General features: G+C 36.9%; 14 protein-coding genes and 1 tRNA gene. 7 read left to right on the top strand and 8 right to left on the bottom strand.

Annotated elements, in window-relative coordinates:
• Positions 1–1311: a (Fe-S)-binding protein gene (locus tag JKP34_RS00675; RefSeq protein ID WP_201916665.1), complete on the bottom strand. Its 1311-nt coding sequence runs from the start codon at positions 1309–1311 to the stop codon at positions 1–3.
• 96 nt (positions 1312–1407) lie between these two features.
• On the opposite strand from JKP34_RS00675, the gene JKP34_RS00670 reads away from it, so the two are divergent.
• Positions 1408–1480 (top strand) — tRNA-Phe (locus JKP34_RS00670).
• A gap of 242 nt (positions 1481–1722) precedes the next feature.
• Positions 1723–3153 (top strand): sensor histidine kinase, encoded by a 1431-nt coding sequence (locus JKP34_RS00665; protein WP_201916663.1) that lies wholly within the window; start codon positions 1723–1725, stop codon positions 3151–3153.
• Here the strand turns inward: JKP34_RS00665 and JKP34_RS00660 are convergent.
• The 5 genes from JKP34_RS00660 to dusB all read right to left on the bottom strand — a co-directional run bounded on the left by JKP34_RS00660 (position 3140) and on the right by dusB (position 7047).
• The gene (locus JKP34_RS00660) at positions 3140–3985 is read right to left on the bottom strand and encodes a pseudouridine synthase (RefSeq protein WP_201916661.1); all 846 of its coding nucleotides are present in this window, start codon (positions 3983–3985) and stop codon (positions 3140–3142) included. The genes JKP34_RS00665 and JKP34_RS00660 overlap by 14 nt on opposite strands.
• 76 nt (positions 3986–4061) lie before the next feature.
• Positions 4062–4625, bottom strand: coding sequence for an SMC-Scp complex subunit ScpB (gene scpB / locus JKP34_RS00655; RefSeq protein WP_201916659.1), 564 nt, complete (start codon positions 4623–4625; stop codon positions 4062–4064).
• Positions 4626–4628: 3 nt separating this feature from the next.
• Complete coding sequence (locus JKP34_RS00650; RefSeq protein WP_201916657.1) at positions 4629–5018, bottom strand: TraR/DksA family transcriptional regulator; 390 nt, start codon at positions 5016–5018, stop codon at positions 4629–4631.
• A gap of 141 nt (positions 5019–5159) precedes the next feature.
• On the bottom strand, positions 5160–6053 hold the full coding sequence (locus tag JKP34_RS00645) for a DMT family transporter (RefSeq protein ID WP_201916655.1): 894 nt from the start codon (positions 6051–6053) through the stop codon (positions 5160–5162).
• 4 nt (positions 6054–6057) lie between these two features.
• The gene (gene dusB / locus JKP34_RS00640) at positions 6058–7047 is read right to left on the bottom strand and encodes a tRNA dihydrouridine synthase DusB (RefSeq protein WP_201916653.1); all 990 of its coding nucleotides are present in this window, start codon (positions 7045–7047) and stop codon (positions 6058–6060) included.
• A 38-nt stretch (positions 7048–7085) separates the two neighbouring features.
• On the opposite strand from dusB, the gene JKP34_RS00635 reads away from it, so the two are divergent.
• From JKP34_RS00635 to JKP34_RS00615, 5 genes are all read left to right on the top strand, one after another.
• Entirely contained in the window at positions 7086–8024 is a 939-nt protein-coding gene (locus JKP34_RS00635; RefSeq protein ID WP_201916652.1) for a CPBP family intramembrane glutamic endopeptidase, read from the top strand.
• Positions 8017–8226 (top strand): putative signal transducing protein, encoded by a 210-nt coding sequence (locus JKP34_RS00630; protein ID WP_201916651.1) that lies wholly within the window; start codon positions 8017–8019, stop codon positions 8224–8226. The genes JKP34_RS00635 and JKP34_RS00630 overlap by 8 nt, the downstream gene beginning before the upstream one ends.
• Entirely contained in the window at positions 8207–9040 is an 834-nt protein-coding gene (locus tag JKP34_RS00625) for a phosphatidate cytidylyltransferase (protein WP_201916650.1), read from the top strand. The genes JKP34_RS00630 and JKP34_RS00625 overlap by 20 nt, the downstream gene beginning before the upstream one ends.
• Positions 9041–9128: 88 nt before the next feature.
• A complete protein-coding gene (locus JKP34_RS00620; protein ID WP_201916649.1) occupies positions 9129–10403 on the top strand; it encodes a Glu/Leu/Phe/Val family dehydrogenase in 1275 nt (424 codons plus the stop codon).
• Positions 10404–10485: 82 nt separating this feature from the next.
• Complete coding sequence (locus JKP34_RS00615) at positions 10486–11145, top strand: phosphatidylserine decarboxylase family protein (protein WP_201916648.1); 660 nt, start codon at positions 10486–10488, stop codon at positions 11143–11145.
• Between the two features lie 59 nt (positions 11146–11204).
• Here the strand turns inward: JKP34_RS00615 and JKP34_RS00610 are convergent, their stop codons facing one another.
• Together JKP34_RS00610 and rlmN are read right to left on the bottom strand one after the other, a co-directional pair.
• Positions 11205–12824, bottom strand: a complete 1620-nt coding sequence (locus JKP34_RS00610; RefSeq protein WP_201916647.1) for a PrsW family intramembrane metalloprotease — start codon at positions 12822–12824, stop codon at positions 11205–11207.
• Positions 12825–12872: 48 nt separating this feature from the next.
• A complete protein-coding gene (rlmN, locus tag JKP34_RS00605) occupies positions 12873–13961 on the bottom strand; it encodes a 23S rRNA (adenine(2503)-C(2))-methyltransferase RlmN (RefSeq protein WP_201916646.1) in 1089 nt (362 codons plus the stop codon).
• Between the last annotated feature and the right edge of the window lie 92 nt (positions 13962–14053).

Here is a 14053-nt window from a genome sequence, read left to right as displayed (position 1 = left end):
TTAATTATTTACTTTATCTGCCCAATTGAACCTGTCCGTAGGAGGAAACTTCCATGGGGCAAAGTTAGTCTCTACGTTTTGGAACATGCTATTCCAGCTTTGCGGAGAGCTTGATTCTTCCATTGCCATGTATCTTCTCATCTGTAGAATAATATCCAATGGATTAATGTTGATAGGACAAGCTTCAACACAAGCGTTACAAGAAGTACAAGCATTTACTTCTTCGGCAGTAATGTAATCTCCTAAAAGTGATTTACCATCTTCTGATGGCTTACCAGCTTGAAGGTTTAAACCAATCTCTTCAATTCTATCACGCGTATCCATCATGATTTTTCTTGGAGAGAGCTTCTTACCAGTAATATTGGCAGGGCATTGTTCTGTACACCTACCACACTCGGTGCAGGCATAAGCACCCATTAGGTCTGTCCAAAAGAGATCGTTTGCATCCTTAGCGCCAAATCTGGCAATTTCAGCAGGAGGTTCCGAACTTCCGGCATCACCCACGCCAAGCATGGCTTTAACCTCAGTGGTTACTTCATCCATATTTTTCATTTGGCCTTTAGGTACCAATCTGGCAAAATAAGTGTTAGGGAATGCCATGAAAATATGAAGGTGCTTAGAATATGTAACATAAAGCGCGAATCCTAAAATACCAATGATGTGGAACCACCATGCAAACCTTTCTACAAAATGTAGTGCGCTAACACTCATGCCCTCGAAAAGAGGTGTTAAGAAACTGCTGAAAAAGAAATCACCTGTTTGGGTATAATGAGGGTCGTTACCTTGAAGCAGCATGTCTGTGGCATTCATAGTAAGAATGGCAAACATCAGGATAATTTCAATTACCAGGATTAAATTACCATCAAGCTTGGGCCATCCTGCCAGGGTGGTAAACCTTTTAATGCCAAGTATATTTCTTCTAATTAAGAATACTACGCAGGCCAAAAGAACAGCCACTGCCAGGAATTCAAAAATATTAATGGCTACAGTGTAGAAATCACCTAAAACTGGGGCGAAAATTCTATGCGTGCCAGCAATACCATCAATGATGAACTCTAGCACTTCCAGGTTGATTATTAAGAAACCAGCGTAGATCAGAAAGTGGAAAAAAGCAGGAATAACCTTTTTGAACATTTTCTTCTGGCCAAAGGCTACAAGTAACATATTCTTTGTTCTTTCACCTTTTTGGTCTGATCGGTCAATATCTTTACCGAGCTGAATATTTTTTTTGATCCTCCCTATCCTTTTTGATAAGAGGTAACCTGCAACCGCAAGTACCAGAAGGAAAGCTATTTGTGAGATGTATGCCATTTTATCTATTTGTTGAACTTTGAACTTTTTTCAATTTATTTTTAAAATATTTTTGCAGGATAAATTATCTTATCTACTTTTGCACCACTCTAACACGGTGCTATAGCTCAGTTGGTAGAGCATCGGACTGAAAATCCGTGAGTCGGTGGTTCGAGTCCACTTAGCACCACAAGCCTCGCTTAGAAATAAGTGAGGCTTTTTTTGTGTTATTGTTATCCTATCAACTGCTGAACTCATTTTTATCTTTTTTGTGAGTATTTCTTACAAATGAAATTTAAAAATAATATATGAGTATAAAAATAGTATGCATACATACTATTTTTGCACTAATTTAAAATCAATACAGATAAGCAATTTACTTCTCTTATCAGCTAGAAGTATTATTTTGCATCTTGTTAAAAATTCCCGGATTTGATAGATCAAAAATTCATTTTTGAATATTTTTTGAATGTGACTAATGTGTTTGTAGCTCACCTTATGTGGGGAGTAGCTATATCGCTGATACTCTGGTATTTCCACAGCCTTTATCAGCGTAAGCACCTTAAGTTGTGGTCCTTAAGCTGGTTAGCATATTCCTTTTACTTAACCTTTGCGTTTAGTGCTTTATATTTTGCTGATGCCGAGGGGCCTAACTTTCTACAGCTTCTTTTCACATTCCTGTATACCATGGCCGCATTTGCCCAAGTGTTTTGGCTATTGAACGGAGCTTATAATCTCATTCAAAAGAAGAGTCTTAGTAACAAATGGGAATTCTTAATTTATGGGCTTGTAATTGTGATTTCACTGTTAACCACACAACTCTACCTGTTTTTTGATGATTCTCAGGTAATTTATTCATTCATAATTCCTTTTGGATTAAAATCGTTGATTGTTGGTATTGCCTTTATTCTGGCAGGAATCATCATCATGCGCGTTGGTAGAAAAGATAAAACGGTAGGTAAAAAACTACTATGGATTAGTTTTGTGCTATATGGTTTTGAGAATTTACATTATCTGAGAGGCGTGTTTGAAATGTTTATTGATGATTCTCACATGTTTGAGATAGGTTACCTATATGGTTCTATTGATTTTCTGTTGTTGGCGCTTATAGGAATAGGCATGATTATTTGGTTGCTTGAAGATGAGCGCACAACCCTTGAGAAAACCAATAGGGAATTAGACAGTTTCCTCTACAGTACATCACATGATTTAAGAGCTCCGGTTGCCTCATTACTTGGTCTTATTAACCTTGCCAAACATGATATCAAAGAAGATCAAGGTAAGCAGTATGTAACTATGATGGAGGAACGTGTAAAAAAACTAGATCATATTTTTAGTGATATTCTGAATTACTCCAGAAATATAAAAACTGAAATTAAACCTGTGGTTTTTAGATTGGGGGAAATTATTGATGATGTGATAGCAGATGTGAAGTTTAATGAAGGGGCCGACAGCATTAGGCTTGATTTTGAAGAACAATTACATCATATCTTAAAAACAGACTATTATCAGCTGAAGGTTGTACTTTCAAACCTCATTTCAAACGCAGTGAAGTATCATGACAATAACAAGCGAGATCAATGGATTGCCGTAAGGTTTGAGCGATTAGATAGAGATGTGCAAATTACTATTGCAGATAACGGCAAAGGAATCCACCCTGAAAGTCAGCATAAAGTTTTTGATATGTTCTACAGGGCTAGCAGTGAAGCTGAAGGCTCAGGTTTAGGCTTGTTTATCGTAAAACAAGCCTTGGAAAAGATCAATGGTCAAATAAGGCTCAATAGTGAAATTGGTGAAGGAAGTGAATTCAAAATTATTATTCATGATGCGGCTGTAAAACCGTTGAATACTAAAAATGCTTGAGTCGAATAACTTCTTTTTCAGCCAAATAACGCCATTTCCCCCTGGGAAGATCTTTTTTGGTTAAGCTTGCATAAACCGTTCTGTCAAGTTTAACAACCTCGTAGCCAAGATGTCCAAAAATTCTTCTTACAATTCTATTTCTCCCAATTACTATTTCTACACCAATTCGTGTTGCTTCAGGATTTAAAATAGCAATTTTTTCAACAGGAGCGTGCCCATCTTCAAGTTCCAGACCAGCTTCAATTTGCAGAAAGTGCTCCTCCGTTATAGGCTTGTCTAACTCCACCTGATAAATTTTTCTTACTTTATGGGAAGGGTGGGTTAATCTTTTAGCTAAAACACCATCATTGGTAAAAAGCAATAGACCTGTTGTATTTCTATCTAATCTGCCAACGGGGTAAATCCGTTCATCACAAGCCTTCTTAACTAAGTCCATTACCGTTTTGCGATCTTTGGGATCATCCATTGTGGTAATAAAACCCTTGGGTTTGTTAAGAAGCATGTAAACTAATTTTTCTCTTTTGATTACTTTCCCTTCAAAAGATACGATATCAGTAGGCTGTACTTTGTAGCCCATTTCCTTAATTACTTTGCTGTTAACAGTAACCTTTCCTTCGGCAATGTGTGTATCAGCTTCGCGTCTGCTACAAATGCCTGAATTAGCAATGTATTTGTTAAGTCTGATTCCTTCATTACTGTCTTCTTCACCTACTTTCTTCTCCACAGCCTTGATTTTTTTCATATCATATGCTGGAACAGTACTATCGAACTTGGCTTTTTTGGGAGAATTCTTTTTGTTGGGTGGTCGCTTTTTGAAAGGCTTTTTAGACATACAGATATATTTAAAGCAAAAGTAGCAATAATAGACCTGCTATCATAGGCTGAAACTTCAGTTAGTCAGATAAAAACTAATCCTCGTTTTCTTCACCTATTTTGTTTTCTTCCTGACTGAAATCTTTTGGTGTAGGTAAATCCTTAAGATCATTTATGCCAAAGTACTCCATAAAGTTTTGGCTGGTGCCATAAAGCAAAGGGCGTCCGATAGCATCGGATTTACCTTTAATTTCTACTAATTCTTTTTCAAGAAGCTTTTGCACCGTATAATCACAATTTACTCCTCTAATCTGCTCCATTTCACCTTTGGTGATAGGTTGTTTGTAAGCAATGATGGAAAGTGTTTCCAGAGCTGAAGTAGAGAGCCTTTTCTTGGATTGATGCTTAAGCATGATGCCAATACTGGCCTGGTAGGCAGGCTTGGTCATAAATTGATAACCGCCACCAATATATTCGATTTGAAAAGAGTATTCCTCAGCGGCATATTTCTCGGAAAGCTTTTTTATTGCATCCTCAATATCCTGCTTGGGTACATCTGCCTCAAACATTTCAGTTAAGCATCTTTGAATCTCCTGTAACTTCAATGGAGAAGTGGCACAGAAAATCAGTGCTTCAATATGGTTAAGAAGAAAATTCAAATATTATGAATTGTCTTGTGCTAATTTAGCTTCTATTGATTGGGTAGTGTGTGGTACAGCTCTCAGCCTTTCCTTTGAAATTAGTTTACCAGTGCTTGAGCAAATGCCATAAGTACCATTCTTTATTCTCACTAAAGCGTTTTCCAGGTTAGTGATAAACTTTTGTTGTCTGGCGGCCAGCTGGTTCATGCTTTCTTTTTCCATGGTATCAGCACCGTCTTCCAAAACTTTCACATTACCTACAGTGCCGTCAGTACCTGAATCAGCAGATCTGGTAATAGTTGATTTAATATAACTTAGTTCTTGCTTAGCTTTATTTAACTTTTCAGTGATTAGCTCTTCAAATTCTTGAAGTTCAGCATCTGTATATCTGGTTTTTTCCTGTTCACTCATAGCTTACACTTTTTAAACTTCGGCAAAAATATGTGCTTTAATCGAAATGCAAAATTATTGTTGACTAAATTCTGATATTAAATATTTGTTGACAAATTGTTATTAATGGATTATTTGGTTATTTCAGTCAGTATCCAAATATTATTTCTTCTTTCTATTAGAGAACGCAACACCAACTATTATAAGCACTATCCCGATATAATGCCAGAAAATGAGTACTTCTCCATCAATAATTCCCCAAATAATAGCTACGATAGGGATGAGGTATGTAACGAAACTTGTAAAAACAGGAGAGGTGAGTTGTACTAATCTGTTAAAAATTATTAGAGCAAAGGCTGTACCTACAACCCCAAGGATACTAATGTAAGTCAAACTTAAATAGGCACCTTCTTTATTGGACATTACTTCTAAAAAGTCAGTATATCCAAAAAGATAAAAAGTGGCCAGAGGACTAATTAAAAGTAAAGATATGCTTGTTATTATTTTGGGAGTTAAAACACTGAACTGATGTTTTAAAATGTTCAGGTTGAAGCCATAGCAAAGTGTGGCAGCTATCACGAAAAATGCGTAGTAGTTGAAATTTCCTAATTCTCCTCCTGATCCGGCTACTATCAAAAGTACTGTTCCTGCGAAACCTAGAGTAATGCCTAAAACATCTTGCTTTTTAAGCTGGCCGCCAAAAAAAAGGACGCCTACAACTAATGCGAAAATTGGGGTAAGGGCATTTAAAACCCCGGTTATTCCACTAGCAAGTTGAGTTTGAGCAATTGCAAATAAAAATGCAGGGCCAAAGCTTCCAATCATTCCGGAAATGAAAAGCCATTTCCACTGCCTTGGTGTTAAAGTCTTTAGTTTAGGAAGTGATAGTGGTACTAGCACTATGGCTGCGGTAAAAATACGCAAAGCACCAACCTGTCCTGCACTAAACACATCTAATCCTCTTTTTATAAGTATAAAAGAGCTACCCCAAATTAAGGCCAGAAAAATAAGTAATCCCCAAACCAGTATTGGTTTTGCTTCAGGTTTTTCGCTCATAAAATTATGCTAGATCAGCCGCCAATACTTCGTTTACTTCATCTAAGGTGTCGAGTACTTCCTGATAGCTGTTACCTTCTACCAAGCGGGTTCTGTAAGGTTTGAAATTGTAAATGCCTTTAAAATAATTGGTGTAATGTCTGCGCATCTCAAAAATGCCCTTTTTCTCACCTTTCCATTCAATGGAGAATGCTAAATGCTTTTTGGCAATGGCTACTCTTTCTGCCAGGTCAGGGGCTGCAAGCTTTTCTCCTGTAGCTATATAATGTTTGATTTCATTAAATATCCATGGGTAACCAATGGCGGCTCGGCCAATCATGATACCATCAACCCCATATTTATTTTTATATTCTAATGCTTTTTCAGGAGAGTCAATATCTCCGTTACCAAAAATAGGAATATGTATGGAAGGATCATTTTTAACTTCAGCTATATAATCCCAATTGGCCACACCCTTATACATTTGCTTTCTTGTACGACCATGTATTGACAATGCCTGAATACCAACATCCTGAAGTCTTTTAGCAACTTCCTGAATTTTGATAGTGCTGTCATCCCATCCTAAACGGGTTTTAACTGTAACGGGCTTGTTTACCTGCTTTACAATTTCAGCAGTCATTTCCTGCATCTTTGGTAAATCCAATAGTATGCCGGCACCAGCACCTTTGCAGGCAACTTTTTTCACAGGACACCCATAATTAATATCTATTATTTCAGGATCAGCTTCTTCTGCTATTGCTGCAGCTTCACGCATAGAGTCAATCTTGTCACCAAAAATCTGAATGCCGATAGGGCGTTCATAATCGTAAATGTCAAGTTTCTGGACACTTTTAGCTGCATTGCGGATTAGGCCTTCCGAAGAAATAAATTCTGTGTACATCAGGTCAGCCCCATTTTCCTTACATACTGCTCTAAACGGAGGATCACTCACATCTTCCATAGGTGCTAAAAGCAACGGGAAGTCTCCTAATTCTATGTTTCCTATCTTTACCAATTTGTAAATATGAATTTTGCTGTAAATTTACGCTTTATATGAATTCTTTCGAAGACAATCTTCCACTAAAACATAATAAGAATCCCTGGGTATCACTCATAACTTTTGTATTGCTGTTTATTGCAGCTAATGTGCTGGGTCAACTTATTGGTGTTGTAGCAGCAATTTTGGTTGCTCAGGTGCCATTGGCTGAAGCTATGACTGTATTTGAGCCGCCATATGCTAATGATACAAAGGCTGTAATTTATACCGCCCAAGGCATAAGTCACTTACTAGGTTTTACTGGCTTCGCACTCTTTTTCATCAAAGTAGTGGACGACCAAAGGCTCACAATGTATTTTAATAGAAAAAGGTTCACTGCAAAGCAGGCATTAGTGGTAGCAGCACTTACCTTTTGCTTCATGATTTTCAACTCAGTTGTGATCGACTGGAATATGAATATAGAATTCCCTGATTTTATGCGAGGTTTTGAAAACTGGGCAAGAAATATGGAAGACCAACTAATGGAGCTTACCAAGCTTTTGAGCACTTACGATAGTTTCGGTGAAATGCTACTGGCACTTATAGTTATTGGAGTGTTGCCAGCTGTTGGTGAAGAACTTATTTTTAGAGGCTTATTACAAAATAAACTTCAGGTTATTGCCAAAAATCCTCATGTGGCCATTTGGGTCACAGCCATTATTTTTGGCGCTTTTCATATGCAGTTTTATGGAGTTGTACCCAGAATTTTATTAGGTGCGCTTTTTGGTTATATTTATTATTATTCTGGTAATATATGGTATGCGGTAATCGCTCATTTCGTAAATAACGGACTGGCCGTAATTGCAGCTTATGTAGGACCAAGAGTTTCAGAAGATTGGGATGCAACCGAAATGGATACAGCAATGCCTGTATATGTTTCACTAGTGGGGCTGGTAGCCTGTATTTATTTATTCAGATTTTTTTATCAATACATGCAAAAACAGCTCAATGGCTAAATGGCAAACCATATACAAAACAGAGTTACTTTACAGAGCTGAAATAATTAAATCTCATCTGGAAGAAGGTTCGATTGATACAATCATCTTGAATAAAATGGATTCAGCTTATCAAATTAATGGCCATTACGAGATTAAGGTTAATCCTGATCAAGTGATAAGGGCCATCAAAATTATTGAGAATGACATCACGTTTGGATAAATACAGCAATCTCACACAAAGAATTATTGCTGCAATTATTGGAGTAGCACTCATACTTTTTTGTATAGTTTATAGTCAATGGACTTATTTTGCTGTGTTTTTTGTGCTTTGTATGCTTACCCAGCTTGAATTTTACAAACTGGTAGGTTTAGATGGTGCACTTCCTCTCAAGTTTTGGGGAACCATAACAGGCTTATCGGTTTATACAATAACTTTTTTAGTGCGCGCTCAGCATCTTGATCCTCGCATTTACTTCGCTATTGCACCCATTGGTGCAACCGTTTACTTTGTGAAACTTTATAAAAAGAATGACACCAAGCCATTTACTAATATAGCCTACACCTTTCTGGGTATTATATATGTGGCCATACCTTTTTCATTATTACATATTGCAGTTTTTTATAATGGAACTTATAGCTTTCAAATAATATTAGGCGCCCTTTTTATACTGTGGGCCAGCGATACAGGTGCTTATTTTGCCGGGGTAAGGTTTGGTAGAACCAAATTATTCGAAAGAATTTCTCCTAAAAAAACCTGGGAAGGTGCTTTAGGCGGTACCATACTGGCCTTTTGTTTAGCGGCTTTAATGGCTCATAATTTTGATGAAATAGCCGACTGGCAATGGTTCTGCATTGCAGGTATTATTGTAATAGCAGGCACTTATGGTGATTTAGTAGAATCGCTCTTTAAAAGAAGTATAGATATCAAAGATTCAGGCAGTATAATTCCCGGACATGGCGGCTTTTTGGATCGCTTTGATGGACTTTTGTTGTCCGCACCATTTATTTCTGCTTTTTTGATGCTTTTCGACTGATTTTTATAACTTTCGGCCATCAAAAAGCAAAATTGAACCTACAAATCACTAATTTTGCTCAAAGTTTTTATAAAAAACACAAAATAATATGGGTTATATAGAACCGGCTCCAATTAAAGACTTAGAGAATCCTTTTGAGTCGATGATGTCAAGATTTCATATCGCAGCCCAGCACTTAGGACTAGATGATGAAATCTACAATGTTTTAAAATCTCCAGCACGTCAAGTTATTGTAACGCTACCTATCACGATGGATGATGGGTCTATTCAAGTGTTTGAAGGTTACCGAGTTATTCACTCAACTATTTTAGGGCCATCAAAAGGTGGTGTAAGGTATGATATGGGTGTAAACATTGATGAGGTAAAAGCTTTAGCCGCTTGGATGACGTGGAAATGTGCGGTGGTTGATATTCCTTATGGCGGTGCCAAAGGGGGAATCAAATGTAACCCAAGAGCGATGTCAGCAGGTGAAATCGAAAGGTTAACTCGTGCTTATACTGAAGCTATGGTAGATGTATTTGGTGCTGATAGAGATATTCCAGCTCCGGATATGGGTACAGGCCCTAGAGAAATGGCATGGATGATGGATGCCTACTCAAGGTCTAAAGGTATGACTGTAAATGCGGTTGTTACTGGTAAGCCATTAGTTTTAGGTGGTTCGTTAGGTAGAACAGAAGCTACAGGCCGTGGCGTTATGGTATCAGCTTTAGCTGCAATGGAAAAATTAAAAATCAATCCTTATAAAGCTACTATGGCTGTTCAAGGTTTTGGTAATGTTGGTTCATTTGCTGCTTTATTGTTAGAGGAAAGAGGTGCCACTATCAAGGCCATTTCTGATATTTCGGGTGGTTATTTTAATGATAATGGTATTAACATTAAGGAGGCAATCGATTACAGAAATAATAACAATGGAACTTTAGAAGGCTTCCAGGGTGCTGAGAAAATAGATGGCAATGAAGTTCTTGAATTAGAGGTTGATGTACTAATTCCAGCAGCTAAGGAAGATGTTATTAATAACGATAACGTAAACAACATCAAGGCTAAGCTAATTGTGGAAGGTGCCAATGGTCCAACTTCGGCAAAAGCTGATAAAGTAATTAACGAAAAAGGCATAATGGTAGCTCCTGATATTTTGGCTAATGCAGGTGGTGTTACGGTGTCTTACTTTGAGTGGGTACAAAACAGACTTGGCTATAAATGGACAGGTGAGCGCGTAAACAGAAGATCGGACAGAATTATGAAAGATGCTTTCGAGATGGTTTACAAAACAAGCCTTGAATACAATGTGCCAATGAGAATTGCTGCTTATATAGTAGCAATTGATAAGGTTGCTAAAACATATAAATTTAGAGGAGGTTACTAAAATACTAACCAAGCCTAATTTTAAGATAAAAAGAAAAGCGCTGGTTAGGCGCTTTTTTTATATTTGTTAAAAAATTCATGTTATGACTTTACATAAAGAAGGACGAAAGATTCTATTCTTTTCGCTAATCATATTTGTAGGTATTTACTTTTTGGTGGATTACCTTACTGATGCACCTGAATGGGTAAATAATAGTGTTTTAGGGATATTAGTAGTTGTTTATTTCCTTATTCTGCAATTCTTCAGAAACCCGTCATTCAAAATTGTAAAGAATGATAAGCATGTGCTGGCTCCGGCAGATGGAAAAGTGGTGGTGATTGAAGACGCTGAAGAAACAGAGTACTTTAAAGAAAAGAGAAAGCAGATATCCATATTCATGTCACCTGTAAATGTGCATGTAAATAGAAGTCCAATTGCAGGAGTTGTTAAGTTCTGTAAATACCATGCGGGTAAATACCTGGTTGCATGGCACCCAAAATCAAGTACGGAAAATGAGCGAACTACTATTGTGGTTGAAAAGCCAGATGGTGTTCAAGTACTTTTCAGACAGATTGCAGGTGCAGTTGCCAGAAGAATTAAATGGTATGTGAATGAAGGTGATGCTGTAGATCAAGGTGCTGAATTTGGCTTCATTAAATTTGGCTCCAGAGTAGATGTTTTTCTTCCACTTGATGCCAAAATAAATGTAAACATTGGTGATAAAACTAAAGGAGGAAGAACGATTCTTGCAGAGCTATCCTAATAAAATTAAGATAAGATATTTCAAAAGGCTAAAATTGAAAGTTTTAGCCTTTTTTGTTATTAATTTTTGTATTCGAAGTCATGTCCATTGACAATAACATCACCGAAGTTTTTGACCAAGATTTTTTTGTCGTTTTCTTCTGACTTAATTAAAACACGAAGGTGACATCTTATATGCTTGTCATGTTCTAAACTTAAATGAGGGCTATTAAATTGAATAAAAATAGTGTCCTGAACGTATTTGGAAGGTAGTCCCAAAGGTTTATCAAGCTTAATTTTAAACCAGTTGTAATCGAAAGAACGGTTAAGTCTTCTGAGTTTAACCCTATCCACAATTTTACCAGAAGTAATGCCTAGAACAGCTCTTAATGCTACATTTTCTTTAGGACTGTGCAGTTGTAGTTTCTTACCAACTCTATTTTGAGGATGGATGGTGTTGTTGGTGAAAATTCTGGTCAGTGACCTGAAACTAAAGTTTCTGTTAAAATCATCGATAATGCTGAAATCCACTTTGCGCCAGTAGCCCTTCATCATATCGAAACTACTAATCCCTGTTACGTAAAAAGCTATTAAAAGAGTAAACCGAAAAGCTGAAGCCCAGTAAGTGGTTACTGCATGATCTCTGCCAACAATTAGACCGTCCGCTACAAAGCTCAAAATAATTAAGATGGAAAAACTCATGGCCATAAATACTTTCAGCCGTTCGTATTGAGGCAAAATTCTATAGCTGAAGTATTTTGAGTTATTGATACAATTATTGATGATAATTGCCCATGATTGAATAAAAATAAGAAAGGCAATATAGAAAAGAATGATCCAACCTTCGAAAAGGAAAAAGTCATACAAGCCGTGAACAAAACTGCCTAACAGGAAGTACATAATGACCAAATTCCATTTCCATTGTTTATACTTGAACTTACTTAGGATAATTCCATAAACACAGAAAGAAGCATCTACCATATGGCCTATAGCAGAATACATGGCCCTACCAATAAAAATCTGCCCTCCAATATTTCTGAAATACAATAAGTTTTCAATGAAGGCGAAACCTAAGGCGGATAAACAAGCATAGTAAATAAGGTCGATAGGCTCATCTACTTCTTTGGTGAAAAAAAGCACTACCAGAACCGGGAGTATTTTTACGAATTCTTCAACTAAGCCTATATTAAACCATGAGTAGACAAAGAGATTATATAGGGCATTATTGCTGAAATGAATGTCAAAAGTCAGTTTAAGAAAATCAGTTATTGGGAATACCAGGAAGGTGCATAACATACCAAGAATCAGCGCCAGTATGCTAATACTTATTTTCTCTTGATTGAAAAAATCGAGCTTGTGGAGGTAGTATGCCCATATAACGAGAATAAGGGTGGCGAAGAAGACTCCAATTAGATTTACTTCTGTAAAAACTGCCAATATTTTATACCAATAAGAGCTATGGCTTTTAAGTACCATTTCCTCATTATGCAGTTGAAAAATCTCAAGGTTTAAACCATTTTCCGGTAAAACCAGAGACACAAAAAAGCCAATAACAAAGACGATTATGGTAACCGCAAAGAAGGATCGGGTCATTCCCTTTTTTAGGAAAAGCTTCTTATTCCTGCTGGCTCTGTATTTATTAAGGATGAATAAACCAAAAATACTAAAGGTAGTAATGAGTACTGCAAGCGAGAAAACCATAGGTGTATATTAGAAAGCTAATATACTGCTCAAGAGTTAAAATAGAAATTAGTGCTTATTGGCTAATTGACCACAGGCAGCGTCAATATCTTTACCTCGGCTTCTACGCACATTCACGATCACACCTTTATCTTCTAAATAATCGGCAAAGGCATCAAGTTTGTCATCACCTGTGTTGGTGAAGTCAGCCATGTCTATAGGATTATACTCTATTAGATTTACCTTAGCAGGAACATACTTGGTAAACTGGTGAAGTTCTTTAGCGTCATCAATGCTATCATTAAAACCTTCGAAAACACAATATTCAAAGGTGATTCTGTTGCCAGTTTTGTCATAATAATACTCTAGCGCTTCTCTTAAAATAGGTAAGTTATTGGCATCATTGATAGACATGATTTGGCTACGCTTCTCATCATTGGCCGCATGTAAAGAAAGTGCCAGATTAAACCTTACTTCATCATCACCCAGTTTCTTGATCATTTTGGCAATACCCGCTGTGGAAACGGTAATTCTTTTTGGTGACATGCCTAGTCCTTTTTCTGAAGTAATATGATCAATAGACTGAAGTACATTTTTATAATTAAGCAAAGGCTCACCCATGCCCATATATACTATATTTGAAAGTGGCATGTCATAATGTTCTACAGCCAGATTTTTGATCATTACTACCTGATCATAAATTTCGGCAGCTTCCAAATTACGCATCCTTTTAAGGTAACCTGTAGCGCAGAATTTACAACTTAAAGAGCAGCCCACTTGTGAAGAAACACAGGCTGTCATTCTATTTTCCGTAGGAATTAAAACGCCCTCTACCTCATTGCCATCATGCAGTTTAAAAGCCACTTTAATGGTTCTGTCATTACTCACTTGTTTGGAAGCAATGGTGATTCTATTAATGCAGTAGTTTTCATCGAGCCATTCTCTGAGTTGTTTGGACAGGTTAGTCATGTCTTCAAAAGTTGAAGCAGACTTAATCCAAAGCCACTCATAAATTTGCTTAGCTCTAAAAGCTTTTTCACCAGCTTCAGTTAAATCAGCAGCAATCTCTTCAACAGACATCTTTCTAATGTCCTTTTTGCTGAGCTTAACTTCAATAACTTCTTTAGGTAAGTGTTTCGCTTTTTCTACTTTCTGCATGATGCAAAGTTAATTCAATTAGGCAACAAAAGCAGATCGAGTTTAAAATAGTTCCAAATGCTATTGAGTAAAAATTTTAGTGGTTTTGTAAT

It is taken from the genome of Marivirga atlantica (genome assembly GCF_016734805.1).
Classification (GTDB): Bacteria; Bacteroidota; Bacteroidia; order Cytophagales; family Cyclobacteriaceae; genus Marivirga; species Marivirga atlantica.
This window is presented reverse-complemented; position numbering and strand designations above follow the sequence as displayed.

Coding starts and splice junctions, on each gene's coding strand:
- JKP34_RS00660 (WP_201916661.1), bottom strand. CDS start 3,985: ATGTCTAAAAAGCCTTTCAAAAAGCGACCACCCAACAAAAAGAATTCT.
- JKP34_RS00630 (WP_201916651.1), top strand. CDS start 8,017: ATGGCTAAATGGCAAACCATATACAAAACAGAGTTACTTTACAGAGCT.
- JKP34_RS00675 (WP_201916665.1), bottom strand. CDS start 1,311: ATGGCATACATCTCACAAATAGCTTTCCTTCTGGTACTTGCGGTTGCA.
- rlmN (WP_201916646.1), bottom strand. CDS start 13,961: ATGCAGAAAGTAGAAAAAGCGAAACACTTACCTAAAGAAGTTATTGAA.
- JKP34_RS00650 (WP_201916657.1), bottom strand. CDS start 5,018: ATGAGTGAACAGGAAAAAACCAGATATACAGATGCTGAACTTCAAGAA.
- JKP34_RS00615 (WP_201916648.1), top strand. CDS start 10,486: ATGACTTTACATAAAGAAGGACGAAAGATTCTATTCTTTTCGCTAATC.
- JKP34_RS00635 (WP_201916652.1), top strand. CDS start 7,086: ATGAATTCTTTCGAAGACAATCTTCCACTAAAACATAATAAGAATCCC.
- JKP34_RS00625 (WP_201916650.1), top strand. CDS start 8,207: ATGACATCACGTTTGGATAAATACAGCAATCTCACACAAAGAATTATT.
- JKP34_RS00620 (WP_201916649.1), top strand. CDS start 9,129: ATGGGTTATATAGAACCGGCTCCAATTAAAGACTTAGAGAATCCTTTT.
- JKP34_RS00610 (WP_201916647.1), bottom strand. CDS start 12,824: ATGGTTTTCTCGCTTGCAGTACTCATTACTACCTTTAGTATTTTTGGT.
- JKP34_RS00645 (WP_201916655.1), bottom strand. CDS start 6,053: ATGAGCGAAAAACCTGAAGCAAAACCAATACTGGTTTGGGGATTACTT.